The 15153-nt window shown below is 31.7% G+C and carries 10 protein-coding genes; 6 read left to right on the forward strand and 4 right to left on the reverse strand.

The window, feature by feature from the left end; genetic code table 11:
• Positions 1–51: 51 nt before the first annotated feature.
• On the forward strand, positions 52–933 hold the full coding sequence (locus ACKTTV_RS11280) for a DMT family transporter (RefSeq protein WP_408030937.1): 882 nt from the start codon (positions 52–54) through the stop codon (positions 931–933).
• Positions 934–978: 45 nt separating this feature from the next.
• Here the strand turns inward: ACKTTV_RS11280 and ACKTTV_RS11285 are convergent, their stop codons facing one another.
• Entirely contained in the window at positions 979–3513 is a 2535-nt protein-coding gene (locus ACKTTV_RS11285) for an endonuclease (protein WP_408030938.1), read from the reverse strand.
• 182 nt (positions 3514–3695) lie between these two features.
• Between ACKTTV_RS11285 and pheT the strand changes: the two genes are divergently transcribed.
• The 3 genes from pheT (at position 3696) to ACKTTV_RS11300 (ending at position 7941) form a co-directional block, all read left to right on the forward strand.
• Positions 3696–6122: a phenylalanine--tRNA ligase subunit beta gene (gene pheT / locus ACKTTV_RS11290; protein WP_408030939.1), complete on the forward strand. Its 2427-nt coding sequence runs from the start codon at positions 3696–3698 to the stop codon at positions 6120–6122.
• 165 nt (positions 6123–6287) lie between these two features.
• Positions 6288–7322, forward strand: coding sequence for a quinone-dependent dihydroorotate dehydrogenase (locus ACKTTV_RS11295; protein ID WP_408030940.1), 1035 nt, complete (start codon positions 6288–6290; stop codon positions 7320–7322).
• Positions 7323–7326: 4 nt separating this feature from the next.
• Positions 7327–7941, forward strand: a complete 615-nt coding sequence (locus tag ACKTTV_RS11300; RefSeq protein ID WP_408030941.1) for a LysE family translocator — start codon at positions 7327–7329, stop codon at positions 7939–7941.
• Here ACKTTV_RS11300 and ACKTTV_RS11305 read toward each other — a convergent pair.
• Together ACKTTV_RS11305 and ACKTTV_RS11310 are read right to left on the reverse strand one after the other, a co-directional pair.
• Complete coding sequence (locus ACKTTV_RS11305) at positions 7936–8466, reverse strand: YfiT family bacillithiol transferase (RefSeq protein WP_408030942.1); 531 nt, start codon at positions 8464–8466, stop codon at positions 7936–7938. The two genes, ACKTTV_RS11300 and ACKTTV_RS11305, sit on opposite strands and share 6 nt — an antisense overlap.
• Before the next feature lie 28 nt (positions 8467–8494).
• A complete protein-coding gene (locus ACKTTV_RS11310; RefSeq protein ID WP_408030943.1) occupies positions 8495–9181 on the reverse strand; it encodes a tetratricopeptide repeat protein in 687 nt (228 codons plus the stop codon).
• Between the two features lie 230 nt (positions 9182–9411).
• On the opposite strand from ACKTTV_RS11310, the gene lon reads away from it, so the two are divergent.
• Entirely contained in the window at positions 9412–11868 is a 2457-nt protein-coding gene (gene lon / locus ACKTTV_RS11315) for an endopeptidase La (RefSeq protein ID WP_408030944.1), read from the forward strand.
• A 62-nt stretch (positions 11869–11930) separates the two neighbouring features.
• Here the strand turns inward: lon and ACKTTV_RS11320 are convergent, their stop codons facing one another.
• Entirely contained in the window at positions 11931–13553 is a 1623-nt protein-coding gene (locus tag ACKTTV_RS11320; protein WP_408030945.1) for an ABC-F family ATP-binding cassette domain-containing protein, read from the reverse strand.
• 178 nt (positions 13554–13731) lie between these two features.
• On the opposite strand from ACKTTV_RS11320, the gene ACKTTV_RS11325 reads away from it, so the two are divergent.
• Positions 13732–15099, forward strand: a complete 1368-nt coding sequence (locus ACKTTV_RS11325; protein WP_408030946.1) for a hypothetical protein — start codon at positions 13732–13734, stop codon at positions 15097–15099.
• Positions 15100–15153 lie beyond the last annotated feature (54 nt).

Genomic DNA, 15153 nt, shown 5'->3' on the forward strand with positions numbered 1-15153 from the left:
AAAACATAAAATTCGGATAATGAGTGAATAACTATCTTCGAAATAAAAAACATGAAATTATCGGGGATACTCTGGGGAATTATTGGAGTAATAATGTTTTCTTCTAAAGCAGTAATGGTAAAGCTAGCCTATCAATACAATGTTACTTCTATGCACTTACTTCTATTTAGAATGTTATTTTCATTACCATTTTATTTAGGAATATTATTTTATTTAATTAAAATAAATAAGAAAAAAGTAAATGTCAGAACCAAAGATTATTTATGGCTGTTTTTTTTCGGCTTTATAGGCTATTATTTGGCTAGTTATTTCGATTTTTTAGGTTTACAATACATTAATGCAAGCCTAGAAAGAATTATACTTTTTGTGTATCCTACGTTGGTTCTTTTAATAAATAGATTGTTTTTTAAAAAAGAGATAACAAAAAGGCAAATAGCAGCTATTGTGTTGACTTACTTAGGTGTAATCATAGCCTTTGGAAATCAAGATCAAGTTTTTGAATATGAGGTTATCTTAGGTGGAGTTTTGGTTTTCTTAAGTGCTCTTACCTATGCATCTTATATCGTTGGAAGTGGATGGTTAATACCTAAGTTTGGTGTTTTAATGTTTACTTCGTACGCTATGGTAGTTTCAACTATATGCGTAGCAACACATTACTTAATTACAGATGCAAGTGCAATATTTATTTACCCAAATGACGTTTATTATTTAGGATTTGCTATGGCCATAATTGCAACATTAATACCTTCTTTTTTGGTTTCGTATGCAATTGAGATTATAGGTGCTTCTAACTTTTCCATTCTTGGTAGTATTGGACCATTTTCAACAATAATTCTCGCTGTAATTTTTCTAAAAGAAGATATTAATATATATCAAATTGTTGGAGCTATAATTGTTGTTTTCGGTATAAGAATAGTAACAAAAAAGGGGTGATAATTTAAATCACCCCACTTAATTATATGGAAAGAAATAATGTTACTACTTCTTCACTATTTTTTTAATAAAAGAATTTGATTTATTTTCAATTTGCACAATGTAAATCCCACTACTTAAGGTAGATATATCAATACTTTTGTTGTTGGTGTTTCCTGTTTTTATAATTTGCCCATTTTGATTGAGTAATGTAAACGTAGCATTTGAATGATCATTTAAGTTTATAGAAAAGGAGTTCACTACAGGATTAGGTGATATGGTGCCGTTTAAAATACTCTTTTTAAATTCATGAATATTCAAATTTCTAGAGCTATTCGAACTACCGATTGTTACAGAGTAGTCCTCAACTTCACCATAAGAAAAACTTTCACAAGGAGACTGTGCGCTATTCCATTTCATTGAAATGCGCATTCTTGTTTGCCCTTGCAAAGCCGAACTTGGAATGTTAAAGGCTTTATTAATATGGCTAGAGCTAGAAGACGAAGTGCTTACAACTTCTTCATTGGATTCAAAGGTGCCGTTTTTATTAAAGTCGATCCATACCTTCCAATATTCTAAATATGAAGAACCAGAGAAGCCAGCACTAAAAGTTATTGAATTATTTCCATAATTAAGGTTACCTGATAATGACGTATTATCCTTATATCCATTATCATCTCCAGAGTTTTTAGAAATACCTCCAAATGAAACAAAATCAATATATTCATAACTAGAATCATTCCCTTTTGAACTACAATAGTTAAGTGAATTTGAAAGTGTTGTTACGGATTTTACATTGCTATTTCCAGAAATATTATTCGCTGCGTCTTTAGCTTTTACATAAAAACTATACGTTGTAGAAGCTGAGAGTCCTGATACCGTGTATGAGGTATTTGTTGTTGTAGTTATTCTTGAACCATTTCTATAAACATCATAACCCGTTACGCCAACATTATCTGAAGAGGCTGACCAATTTAATACCACCGAGTTTTTTGTTATATTACTACTGGTAAGACCTGAAGGAGCAGAAGGGGCTTGGGTATCAGAACCACCACCATTAACTGAGTGGTTTCCTAAACCAGAAAAAGTGTCCTTTGAAAGAGAATTCCATTCTGAGGAAATATAACTTAAATTAGGAGAAGTAATAGAAGATTTTCTTTGAAGCGTTTTATCCTTACCAAAGTTACTTGAATTAGTAGGATTACCTACCAAATCAATCAATACATTGTTTTTAAATAAACCGACGGCATCATTTCCATTAAATGAAAGCACGCTAGAATTGGTTCTTTGCGCTTTATTTTTTACTGAAGTAGATGCGCTTGAATGAGCAATAACATAAGTCTGTCCGTTTTGTAAGGAACCATTTAATGTCAAAGTATTTGACCATCCACCTCCATTTGAAGCTTTTTTTATAGAGTAATTTGATAGATTAATTGTATTCCCTGTAAAATTAGCTAATTCAATTGCTTTGTTATAAGAAGAACCTTCAACATATTCCGAAATTAAGAGTTCCGAAGCCGTTCCTGAAGAAGATCCCGAGGTAGTTGCAGAGACAGATGAACTTGCGGAAGAAATATTTCCTGCGGCATCTTTTGCTCTAACATAAAAAGTATAGTTTGTAGAAGCAGTTAATCCAGAAACATTATGACTAGTTGATGTTGAGGATGCTATTTTTACATTATTTTGATAAACATCATAACCAGTAACTGCTATATTGTCTGAAGAAGCATTCCAAGATAAAGACAAAGAGGTTTGAGTTATATTCGAAACAGTTAGGTTGGTCGGAACCGTTGGCGCTTGGCTGTCGTTTCCTCCATTTCCAAATAAATCTTCAGCTTGCGGTCCTCCCCAAATTTTAGTAGCAAAAGCTGGATTATCAATAAAAGGATTTCTATTTCCTTGTAAATTTTCAATAATAGGATTGCGTTGCTTTTCAAAATTAGAAACTGGATCCTCAGCATTCCATTCTAATAACATAGTTACCATATTATTATCCGAAGAAGGAGAACTACCAATAGCAACATTTTTTGGTAAACACTGATTTCCATAACGTAAGTACATGTATAACATCATTCTGGCAACATCACCTTTCCACTCATCACCGGGATACCATCCTCCTGAAACAGATCCAGAGTTTCCTGATCCTTGAGCAAATTTCTGGCTTCCTCTTGACGAATTATAAGAAATATCACAAGATCTCAAGTGATGAACATCTGCTCCAGGTCCAGAGGTTCCAAGGTTTGGGCTTCCAAGTGACTTTGGATATACATGCTCTCTATTCCATTGACTTCCTGCACTTCCTCCATTTGCATTCTTGCTTCTTGTTCTATCGGTACGATAATTGCCATCAGTGTCGCTATAACCATAAATAAGCAGCACTTTGTTATTGTTAGATGGATCAAGATCAGTTTGTTTTAAGGCATTCCATACACCAGGTGTGTAAGAGAGGTTTGTAGTATGAGAACTAATAATTTTAGTTGCCAGTTCTTGTTTTAAGGAGTTTCCTGTTAGGTTAAGATTTACGTCGTTATAATAGTTTGGTATCTGTGAAAAACAAACTATAGATACGAAAAAAAGAAAGAAGGGTAAAATTGATTTCATGAGTTTATAATAGGTTAAAATTGATTTACAAAATTAATCTAATTGTTTAATTTTCAACGTTAGAGAAATATTTGTTTAATGTTGCTAAAATATTAATATTTAAATATATATGAATGATAAGTTAGTGTTAAGGTTTTCTCATTAATTTATGTAAATTTGCCAACTAAATTAGATACTTAAAAATGAAGATATCATATAATTGGTTAAAGCAATTTTTACAAGTTCAAATGGAAGTAGAGAAGACTGGGGAGTTACTTACTGACTTAGGGCTTGAGGTAGAAGGAATTCAAAAAGTTGAAAGTATAAAGGGGAGTTTAGAAGGAGTTGTTGTAGGTGAAGTATTGACATGTGAAAAACACCCGAATGCAGATAAATTAAAAGTTACCACGGTAAATCTAGGTGGAGAAAGCCCTGTGCAAATTGTATGTGGAGCCCCGAATGTAGCGGCTGGGCAGAAAGTTCCTGTGGCAACGATTGGTACAAAGTTATATGATGAAAAAGGAGAGGAGTTTAAAATAAAGAAAGGAAAGATTCGAGGAGAGGAAAGTCATGGAATGATTTGTGCTGAGGACGAATTAGGACTTGGTAAGGGACATGATGGAATCATGATTTTAGAAGAAAGTCTTGAAGCAGGAACTCCTTGTGCTGAAGTTTTCAATATAGAAACTGATCATGTTTTTGAAATAGGGTTAACACCTAACCGTGCTGATGCAATGAGTCATTATGGTGTTGCAAGAGATTTGAGAGCAGGGTTAATTCAGCAAGGAACAAATTTAGAATTAATTACACCTTCAGTATCAGATTTCCACGTTGATGAGAGAGTGTTAAAAGTTGATATTGAAGTAGCTGATAAAGATTTAATACCTAGATATGACGGAATTACCATTACGGATGTTGAAATTAAAGATTCTCCAGAATGGATTCAAAATAGATTAAAAGCAATTGGAATTACTCCAAAAAATAATGTAGTAGATATTACAAATTACGTTTTACATGAATTAGGACAACCATTACATGCTTTTGATGCTTCTAAAATAAAAGGGAACAAAGTTGTTGTAAAAACTTTAGAGGAAGGAACAAAGTTTACCACATTAGATGAAGTTGAAAGAGAGTTATCATCAGAGGACATTATGATCTGTGATGTTGATGATAATCCATTATGTATTGCTGGAGTTCTAGGAGGTTTAGAGTCGGGAGTTTCTGAGAGAACTACCTCAATATTCTTGGAAAGTGCTTATTTCAATCCTGTATCAATTCGTAAAACTGCTAAACGCCATGGTTTAAATACTGATGCTTCTTTTAGATTTGAGAGAGGAATTGATATTAATATGACAAAGTATGCTTTAAAGCGTGCCGCACTTTTAATAGAAGAGTATGCAGGAGGTAAATTGTCATCTGACGTTCTTGATTTCTATCCTGAAAAAGTAGAAGATTTCCAGGTGTTTTTATCATTTGAAAATGCTTATAGGTTAATTGGACAAGAAATTCCCAAAGAAACAATAAAGAACATTTTAGCTTCATTAGATATTAAAATAAATAGTGCTACTGAGGCTGGATTAGGATTAACCATTCCTTCTTATCGAGTGGATGTTCAAAGAGAAGCCGATATTATTGAAGAAATTTTAAGAGTTTATGGTTATAATAATATAGAGTTTTCACATAAGTTGAATACATCTATTTCTTTTGACAAGAACAATAATGTAAAAATAGAAAACATTGTTGCGGATCAGTTAACTTCATTAGGTTTTAATGAAACAATGGCGAATTCTTTAACAAAACCAGAATACGTCGAACTTTCTGAAAATATTAATGCAGACAACAATGTTGAAATGTTAAACCCTTTGAGTAATGACTTAAAGGTAATGAGACAGTCCTTATTATTTAGTGGTTTAGAGAGTATTGCTTATAACTTAAACAGAAAGCAAAGTTCTTTGAAGTTTTTTGAGTTTGGTAAAACATACCATAAATATGAGAAAGGTTATCAGGAAGATAAGCACTTAACACTTTTTGTAACTGGAAATAGAACAAAAGAAAGCTGGAAGTCTGGTTCAGAAGTATCCGATTTCTTTTATTTGAAAGGAGTAATTGCTTCTTTGCTTTCAAGATTAGGAGTAAACACTTTAAAAACAACACCTGCCAAGTCTGATGTGTTTTCTGAAGGAATTGTATTGAGCCTAGGAAAAATTAGACTTGTTGAGTTAGGAGTTGTGAAAAGAAATGTTTTAAAGAATTTTTCAATAAAGCAAGAGGTACTATTTGCAGATTTTAACTGGGAAAATATTTTAAAGATAATTAGTTCTAAAAATATTAAAGTAAGTGATTTACCAAAGTTTCCTTCAGTAAAAAGAGATTTAGCATTACTACTTGATAATAAAGTTGAGTTTAAAGAGGTGTATAACCTAGCTTTTCAATCTGAACGCAAGCTGTTAAAAGATGTTGATCTTTTTGATGTTTATGAAGGAGATAAATTACCAGAGGGTAAAAAATCATATGCGGTTAGTTTTATTCTTCAAGATGAAAACAAAACATTGCAGGATAAACAGATAGATAAAATAATGCAAAAGCTGCAGCAATCTTTTGAAAAGAATTTAGATGCTGTATTAAGATAACAAGAAAAACTCCATTATTGGAGTTTTTTTTTAATATCAAATATCTTAGAGCGAGCTTAAGAAGTATTATAAAGAAATAATTTTAAAGTTTCGACACAAGTATCGGAGTATTTTAAGCTCTCTTAGTGAGTAAAATTTTTAATTTTAGAAACAGAAACAAACTCTATGTATAAATTTTTAATTCGTCCAATCTTTTTCCTTTTCGATCCTGAAAAGATTCATCATTTTACTTTTTCCTTGGTAAAAGGATTATCTAGAATACCATTAATGTCTTCGTTGTTTAGAAGTATTTATAAGGTAAAAGATAAAAGGCTAGAGCGTAAATTATTTGGACTCACGTTTGAAAATCCAGTTGGACTAGCTGCAGGATTTGATAAAAATGCAGTTTTGTATAATGAATTAGCCGATTTTGGATTCGGTTTTGTGGAAATTGGTACTGTAACTCCTGTTGGACAGGAAGGAAACCCTAAGAAAAGGTTGTTCAGATTAAAGGATGATCAAGGTATTATTAATAGAATGGGGTTTAATAATGAAGGTCTAGATGCTGCTGTAAAGCAATTAAAGAAAAATAAAGGTAAAATTATTATTGGTGGAAATATCGGGAAGAATACCAATACAAAACCTGAAAATTATACGGAAGACTACTTAACTTGTTTTAAAGGACTTCATCCATATGTTGATTATTTTGTTCTTAACGTAAGTTGTCCAAATGTTAGTAGCCATGCTAAACTTGAAGATGCTGGATATTTAAAAGAGTTAATTACAGAAGTAAAAAATTTAAACGAAAAAGAGTCCGTTCAAAAACCTATTTTATTGAAAATTGCTCCAGATTTAAATAATGGTCAATTAGATGAAATCATAGAACTCATTTCAGAAACTAAAATTGATGGTGTTATAGCGTCAAATACTTCTGTAAATCGCGAAGGATTGAAAGCTTCGAAAGAAAGGTTAAATGAAATTGGTAATGGTGGTTTAAGCGGTCAACCGATAAAAGATAGAAGTACCAAAGTAATTAAGTACTTAGCAGATAATTCAAACAAAGCTTTCCCAATTATTGGTGTAGGAGGCATTCATTCTGCTAAAGACGCATTGGAGAAAATTGATGCGGGGGCGGATCTAGTGCAAGTGTATACTGGTTTTATTTACGAGGGACCGAGTTTAATAAAGAAAATAAATAAAGCCATTTTATCAAGGAACTAATCATATGATCGAAACTTTAATTTCTTTTGTTTTGGCTACTGCCACATTGGCGGTTTCACCAGGACCAGATAATATTTTTGTCTTAACTCAAAGTATTGTTAATGGTCGTAAATATGGATTGGCGACAGTTGCAGGATTAATGACAGGATGTATTATTCATACAACGCTAGTTGCTTTTGGTGTTTCGGAGGTTATTAAAAGAAATGAAAGTCTATTTTTTATCATAAAGCTTTTTGGAGCAGCTTATCTACTTTATCTGGCTTACAAAGTATATAAAAGCGATGCTAAAATTGTGTTTTCAACTGATAATGTCGATCATAAAAGTACAACAGAGTTATTTAAAACGGGGTTTTGGATGAATGTCCTAAATCCCAAAGTAACCATTTTCTTTTTGGCTTTTTTTCCTCAGTTTTTATTTTCTGAAGAAATATCTACTGTCATTCAATTCTATGTGTTAGGTGGTTTGTTTATCCTAACATCTTTTATCATTTTTGGTGGTATCGCCGTGCTTGCGGGATCAATTTCCGATTACTTGAAACAAAACCAAAAGGTTGGAGTTTATCTTAAATGGACACAAATAATAGTTTTTATAGCTATTGCGGCATTAATTCTGCTATAACCACTTTTTTCTTTTGAGTAAATTTTCTACATGAGCATAATGATGATTACAATGCCATGCATAAAGCCCTATGTTTTCTTTTAAGCTAATTGTTGAATTAGTTTCTGGATGTATAAAAGATCTTGATAGCTGTTTTTTAGAAAGATGTTTTAGGAGGTATACCCACTTACTATGAAGTGCTTTTAAATAAGATATGGATAAATGGATAGGAGCGTTTTTGGAGTCAAACAGCTCCGCCCAACGCTCCTCATAATATGCTTTAATAATAGGAGAATCTTCTGTTAATGTCCATTTTAATCTTGTATATGAGTTATGATGACTGTCAGCACAATGATGAATTACTTGACGAATAGTCCAACCGTTTTCTCGATATTGAGTATTCAATTGTTCTTCATCCAGTTTTGAGGTAATAGCATTTATTCTTTCAGGAAACTCCTCAATAATGCTTATCCACTTTTCGATAATTTCTCGATCTATTATTTGGGGGATCTCAAATTTCCCGATAGGATAACGCACATCGTTCATTTCTAACTTATTTGGGCAATTAATAATATTATTGTTTTTTCTTTTTCGTAAGCTCGTCTAATTTTCTCTTTGAACTTCTATTTTCAGAGTTAATTGTTAAAGCCTTTTTATAATTATCAATAGCATTAAGAGTATCGTTATTTTTTAGGTAAGCATCTCCTAAACTATCAAAAGTATTTGAACTTTTTGGGTATAAAACCGTATTGATTTTAAAAACATTAATAGCGTTTTCGGTTTCTCCTTCTCGCAAATAGGAATATCCAAGTCTGTTTAATGTTCGTTGTCTGATTATTGGACTAAGACTATCTTTTTTCTGAATGGCTAAATAACCAGCTAAAGCTTTTTCATAATTATTATCTTTTAAATACTCTTTCGGTGTTTTTTCACCGTTCTTTAGTTTCGCGAAAACATATTCTTTATCATGATGTTCTCTTTTTGGCGCAAGTTGAATTTGATTTTTATCAATGTTAAACACCAATTTTTCATTCATTTCTCGTACATAAAAAGTACTATCGTTTACTTTTAAAGGTTTCAATTCTTTGTTTCTCCATTTTACAAAAAGTACATTATCTTTAAAATATACTTCGATGGCTTCGTCAGCATTAAAAAAGTAACGCCCTGAGCTATTATTTATAAAGGCATCGGAGTTTTTATCAGATTTACAAGAAATAAGTAAAAAGGTAGAGAATAATAAGGTTAAAATTGATCTTAACATAGTTTAGCTGTTGAAAAGTAAAAGTTATATAAACAAGACGTATTTTTGTAAAAATAGTTACAAAAAATTCAATGTTTCAAAATATACTTGGCATAAGAATTGAAATATATAACTCATAACTATTGATTTTTTATTGTAAACAACTGTTAATCAATGGTTTTTCAAATGAAAGTAAAGGCTTCGTATAAGTTTCTTTAACATATGAGTGCCAACATGACATAAAAAAATATATGAGTAAATCGAAAATAATACATTTAGACAACTTGTCGCTTCAAGATGTTTTTAACGAAAATTCTGAATTAATCCCTCTATTGACTGCTGAAGATGAAGAAAGCATGAATAATGAGGAAATTCCTGAAGAATTACCAATATTACCACTACGTAACACCGTTTTATTTCCTGGAGTTGTAATTCCTATAACAGCAGGTAGAGATAAATCCATTCAGTTAATTAAAGATGCAAACAAAGGAGATAAAGTAGTAGGTGTAGTTGCTCAAAAGAATGGAGAAGTAGAAGATCCTTCTATTGATGATATCTACACTACAGGAGTTGTAGCTCAAATTCTTAGAGTTTTAAAAATGCCTGATGGTAATACTACTGTAATTATTCAAGGTAAAAAACGATTTGAAATTGATGAAATAATACAAGAAGAACCTTATTTGAAAGCTAAAGTAAAGGAAGCTTTAGATGAGCGCGAGGTAGATGATGTAAAGGAGTTTGATGCTATTATTGATTCGATTAAAGAGTTAGCTTTAGAGGTAATCAAGGAGAATCCTATGCTACCTTCAGAGGCTTCTTTTGCTATTAAAAATATTCAATCAAATTCGTTTTTGGTGAATTTCATTTCTTCAAATATGGAGTTAAGTGTTTCTCAAAAACAAGTTCTTTTGGAAAAGGATAACCTTAAAGAAAGAGCATTATTAACTTTGAAAAACTTAGATAAAGAGCTTCAAAAGTTAAGATTGAGAAACGACATTCAATCGAAAACTCGTTCAGATTTAGATAAGCAACAGAGAGAGTATTATTTAAATCAACAACTTAAGACGATTCAAGATGAATTAGGTGGTGTTTCACACGATCAAGAATTGGAGGAAATGCTTTCCAAATCTAAAAAGAAGAAATGGAATAAAGAAGTAGGAGAGGCATTCGAAAAAGAGTTAAATCGCTTGAGAAGAATGAATCCTCAAATGGCGGAATATGGTGTTCAAAGGAATTATTTAGAGTTAATGCTTGAGTTACCTTGGGGAGAATATTCAGAAGATAAATTCGATTTAAAGAAGGCTCAAGGAATTTTAGATAGAGATCACTTTGGGTTGGAAAAAGTAAAAGAGCGTATTATTGAGCACTTGGCAGTGCTGAAGTTACGTGGTGATATGAAATCTCCTATTATTTGTTTATATGGACCTCCAGGTGTTGGTAAAACATCTCTAGGAAAATCTGTTGCTGAAGCTTTAGGGAGAAAATATGTAAGAATGTCTTTAGGAGGATTGCGCGATGAAGCAGAAATTCGTGGTCATCGAAAAACTTATATTGGAGCAATGCCTGGACGCTTAATTCAAAATATTAAGAAAGCTGGAACTTCGAACCCAGTATTCGTTTTGGATGAAATTGATAAATTAGGTAAAAGTCATCAAGGTGATCCTTCATCGGCAATGCTTGAAGTTTTAGATCCTGAGCAAAACACTGAATTTTATGATAACTACTTAGAAGTTGGGTACGATTTATCAAAGGTGCTATTTATTGCTACAGCCAATAATTTACAACAGATTCCTTGGGCACTTAGAGATCGTATGGAAATTATCAATGTAACAGGATATACGATTGAAGAGAAAATAGAGATTGCAAAGAAGTATTTACTACCGAAACAACTTAAGGAGCATGGATTAACTGAAAAACACTTAAAGGTAGGAAAAGCACAAATCGAAAAAATTGTAGAAGGATATACTCGTGAATCTGGAGTACGTACTTTAGAAAAGCAAATAGCAAAAGTTGTTCGTTATGCGGCTAAATCCATAGCAATGGAGGAAGAATATGATGTTTCTTTATCAAATGAAGATGTTGAGAATATTTTAGGTCCGGCCCGTTTAGAAAGAGATAAATATGAGAATAACGATACGGCAGGAGTTGTAACTGGTTTGGCTTGGACAAGTGTTGGTGGAGATATCTTGTTTATCGAATCTATTTTATCAAAAGGAAAGGGAGCTCTTTCTATTACGGGTAATTTAGGTACTGTAATGAAGGAATCATCTACTATAGCAATGAAGTATATCAAGGCGAATGCTGATGAGTTTGAGATAAAACCAGAGGTATTTGATAAGTATGATGTTCATATTCACGTTCCTGAAGGAGCAACTCCAAAAGATGGACCAAGTGCTGGTATTACTATGTTAACCTCTTTGGTTTCATTATTTACTCAAAGAAAGGTTAAAAATAAAATAGCCATGACAGGTGAAATTACCTTACGCGGAAAAGTATTACCTGTGGGAGGAATTAAAGAAAAGATTTTAGCAGCAAAAAGAGCGAATATTAAGGAGATAATTTTGTGTGAAGAGAATAGAAAGGATATTGAAGAAATTAAGCAAAGTTATTTAAAAGGACTTAAATTCCATTATGTAACGGAAATGAGCGAAGTAATTGAAGTGGCACTTACAAAGCAAAAAGTGAAGAATGCAAAAAAGCTTGCTTGAAAATAAAATAAAGCAATAAAATAAAAAAGGTAGCAAACTGCTACCTTTTTTTTATTTTCTCATTAAGAGTACATTTTTTCTCTTAACTCTTTTATTTTCGGATCATCTAAATACTCATCGAAAGTCGAATACTTGTCAATAACGCCTTTAGGTGTAATTTCAATAATTCTATTTGCTACTGTTTGAGCAAATTCATGATCGTGAGTTGTAAATAAAACAGTTCCTTTAAAATTAATAAGTGAATTGTTTAAAGATTGAATTGACTCAAGATCTAAGTGATTGGTAGGTTCATCGAGTAATAAAATATTAGCTCTTGTCATCATCATTCTTGATAACATACAACGAACTTTTTCACCTCCAGATAAAACATTACTCTTTTTAAGAGCCTCTTCACCAGAAAATATCATTTTTCCTAAGAATCCTCTTAAGAATACTTCTTCACGCTCTTCTTCAGTTTTTGCATATTGACGTAACCAATCTACTAAATTTAACTCTCCATTTTGGAAAAATTCAGAGTTATCGCCAGGAAGATAAGACTGAGTGGTTGTAACTCCCCAAGAAAACTTACCGCTATCAGCCTTTACATTGTCAGTAATAGTTTGATAAAAGGCTGTTGTAGCCTTAGAGTTTCTTGAAATGATAGCAACTTTATCACCTCTATTTAAGTTAATATCTACATTAGAGAATAAGAGGTCTCCATCAACATCTGTTTTCGATAAGCCCTCAATGTTAAGAATTTGATCTCCTGCTTCGCGGTCTCTCTCAAATATAATTGCTGGATAACGTCTGCTAGAAGGCTTAATTTCATCAACATTTAACTTTTCGATCATTTTTTTACGAGAAGTAGCCTGTTTCGATTTAGCCACGTTTGCAGAGAACCTTCTAATGAACTCTTCAAGTTCCTTCTTTTTATCTTCTGCCTTTTTGTTTTGTTGAGCTCTTTGCTTAGCTGCTAACTGACTAGATTCGTACCAGAAAGTATAGTTTCCAGAAAAGTGATTAATTTTTCCAAAATCAATGTCAGAAATATGAGTACAAACAGCATCTAAGAAGTGACGGTCGTGTGATACTACAATAACGGTATTGTCATAGTTAGCCAAGAAGTTCTCTAACCAAGAAATTGTTTCAAAATCAAGGTCGTTGGTAGGCTCATCCATGATTAACACATCAGGATTACCAAATAAAGCTTGTGCTAATAATACACGTACTTTTTGTTTACCATCTAAATCTTTCATTAAAGAATAATGAAAGTCCTCCTTAATTCCTAAGTTAGAAAGAAGAGCAGCAGCTTCAGAATCTGCATTCCATCCGTTCATTTCTTCAAAAGTAACTTGAAGCTCTCCAATTTTTTCAGCATTTTCATCTGTATAATCGGCATATAATGCATCAATTTCCTTTTTAATTTTAAACAATTCTTTGTTTCCCATTACTACGGTTTCCAATACAGGAACTTCGTCAAAAGCGTAATGATTCTGAGAAAGAACTGACATTCTTTTTCCTGGCTCTAAGTGTACTTGACCAGAAGTAGGATCTAATTCTCCAGATAATATCTTCAAAAACGTTGACTTACCAGCACCGTTAGCTCCAATAATTCCGTAACAATTACCCAAAGTAAATTTGGTATTTACTTCATCAAATAATATACGTTTACCAAACTGAACTGATAAATTAGAAACTGATAACATTTATAAACTTTTAAAATTCCGAGCAAAAGTAAAAAATATCTAGTCTATAAAAGAATTTGCGCGAAATTATTTGTAACTGCAACTTTAGTTCTTTTTTAGAAGCTTTTTAACAACGAATTAACAAGTTTATTCTAAGTAGATATTTATTTTTGAATGTTATTTTACAGAGGAATAAAATATGATAAAACGTTTAGTGCCCTTAATCATTATCATCTCATTTTTAATAGGATGTAATACTAACTCCAAAATAGAGTATACCTATTTCGGAGGTAAAATAATACACCCTAAAGATAGCATTGTGATACTTACTGGTAACAATGGGTTTAGAGATACGCTTGAATTATGCAGTGATAATACTTTTATGGGACAGTACCGAAACTTTAAGTCGGGCTTATATTATTTTAAACATGGAGTGGAGCATCAATATGCTTATATTGAAGCAAAGGATAGTTTAATTTTTCGATTGAATACATGGGATTTTGACGAGTCGTTAGTTTTTAGTGGAAAAAATGCAGAGAATAATAACCTTTTGATAGAGGCTTTTTTACAAAGTGAAGAAGATGAACTTATAATAAATAAAGAAGCTAGATCGAGTACCGAAGGATTTATCAATACAATGGACTACCTTTTAAGTCTAAAAAAAGATGCACTTGAGGAATATAAAATCAACAATAAAAATGCATCTAATGAGTTCTTAGATATCTATGAAATTGCTTTAACATTTCCAATATATTCTGGATTAGAAAAATATGCAATTAACAATTGTACTCGATTTAAATCTGATACGATAAAATCGAAGTTGTTAAAGCATAGAAAAAATATACAGTTAGGAAGAGATTCCTTACTATTCTACGGACCTTATTATACATATGTAATAGAAAAAATGTATAGTGAAGCTATGCTGAAAGGTTACACAGAAGAGTCTGAAGAGTTTGTAATTGATATTTTAAATAGTATTAATGAAGAGGTAAATGATGAAAAAATAAAGAATACAATTCTATATAGAACTATTGCTTACAACTTTATGAAAAGGAAAAAGGAAAATAATTACCAAAAAGCCTTTTTCAATTATTTTAAATACAGCAGTGATATAGAAAATAAGAAGGAAATTCAACGACTTATTAATGATGTGAAATATTTAGGAAGTGAAGAAAAACTACCGAACTTTTTGATGGAAGCACCAACTGGAAACTGGTTGAGTGTAAAAGAAGTAATTAAAAGAAAAAAATCGATAGTATTCTTTAATAATAGTGAATATTTTTCTGATCATAGTGTATCAAAACGTTTTAACTTTTTGAAAAAGCAGTTTCCTGAGATAAATTTTGTTCTAATTCAGCAAAATAAAGGAAACTCTGATAGGTATGTAAAAGGTATAGATATTAAATATCAGTATAAATTAATAGAAGAAAGTAAAGCACATAACTTCTTAACAAGTGAATTCCCTCGTCTTATGGTTGTAAATAGGAAAGGGATTGTATTAAATGATTTCTCAAGTATTTTTGCCTTTGATATTGAAAGTCAAATTGAAGATTTATTAAAAAAGTAGTGTTATCGTAAGTGGTTACGATAAATTAACGTACTTTTGCGCCGTCCAAAATCT

It is taken from the genome of Tenacibaculum xiamenense, from assembly GCF_964513065.1.
GTDB classification, from domain to species: Bacteria; Bacteroidota; Bacteroidia; order Flavobacteriales; family Flavobacteriaceae; genus Polaribacter; species Polaribacter xiamenense.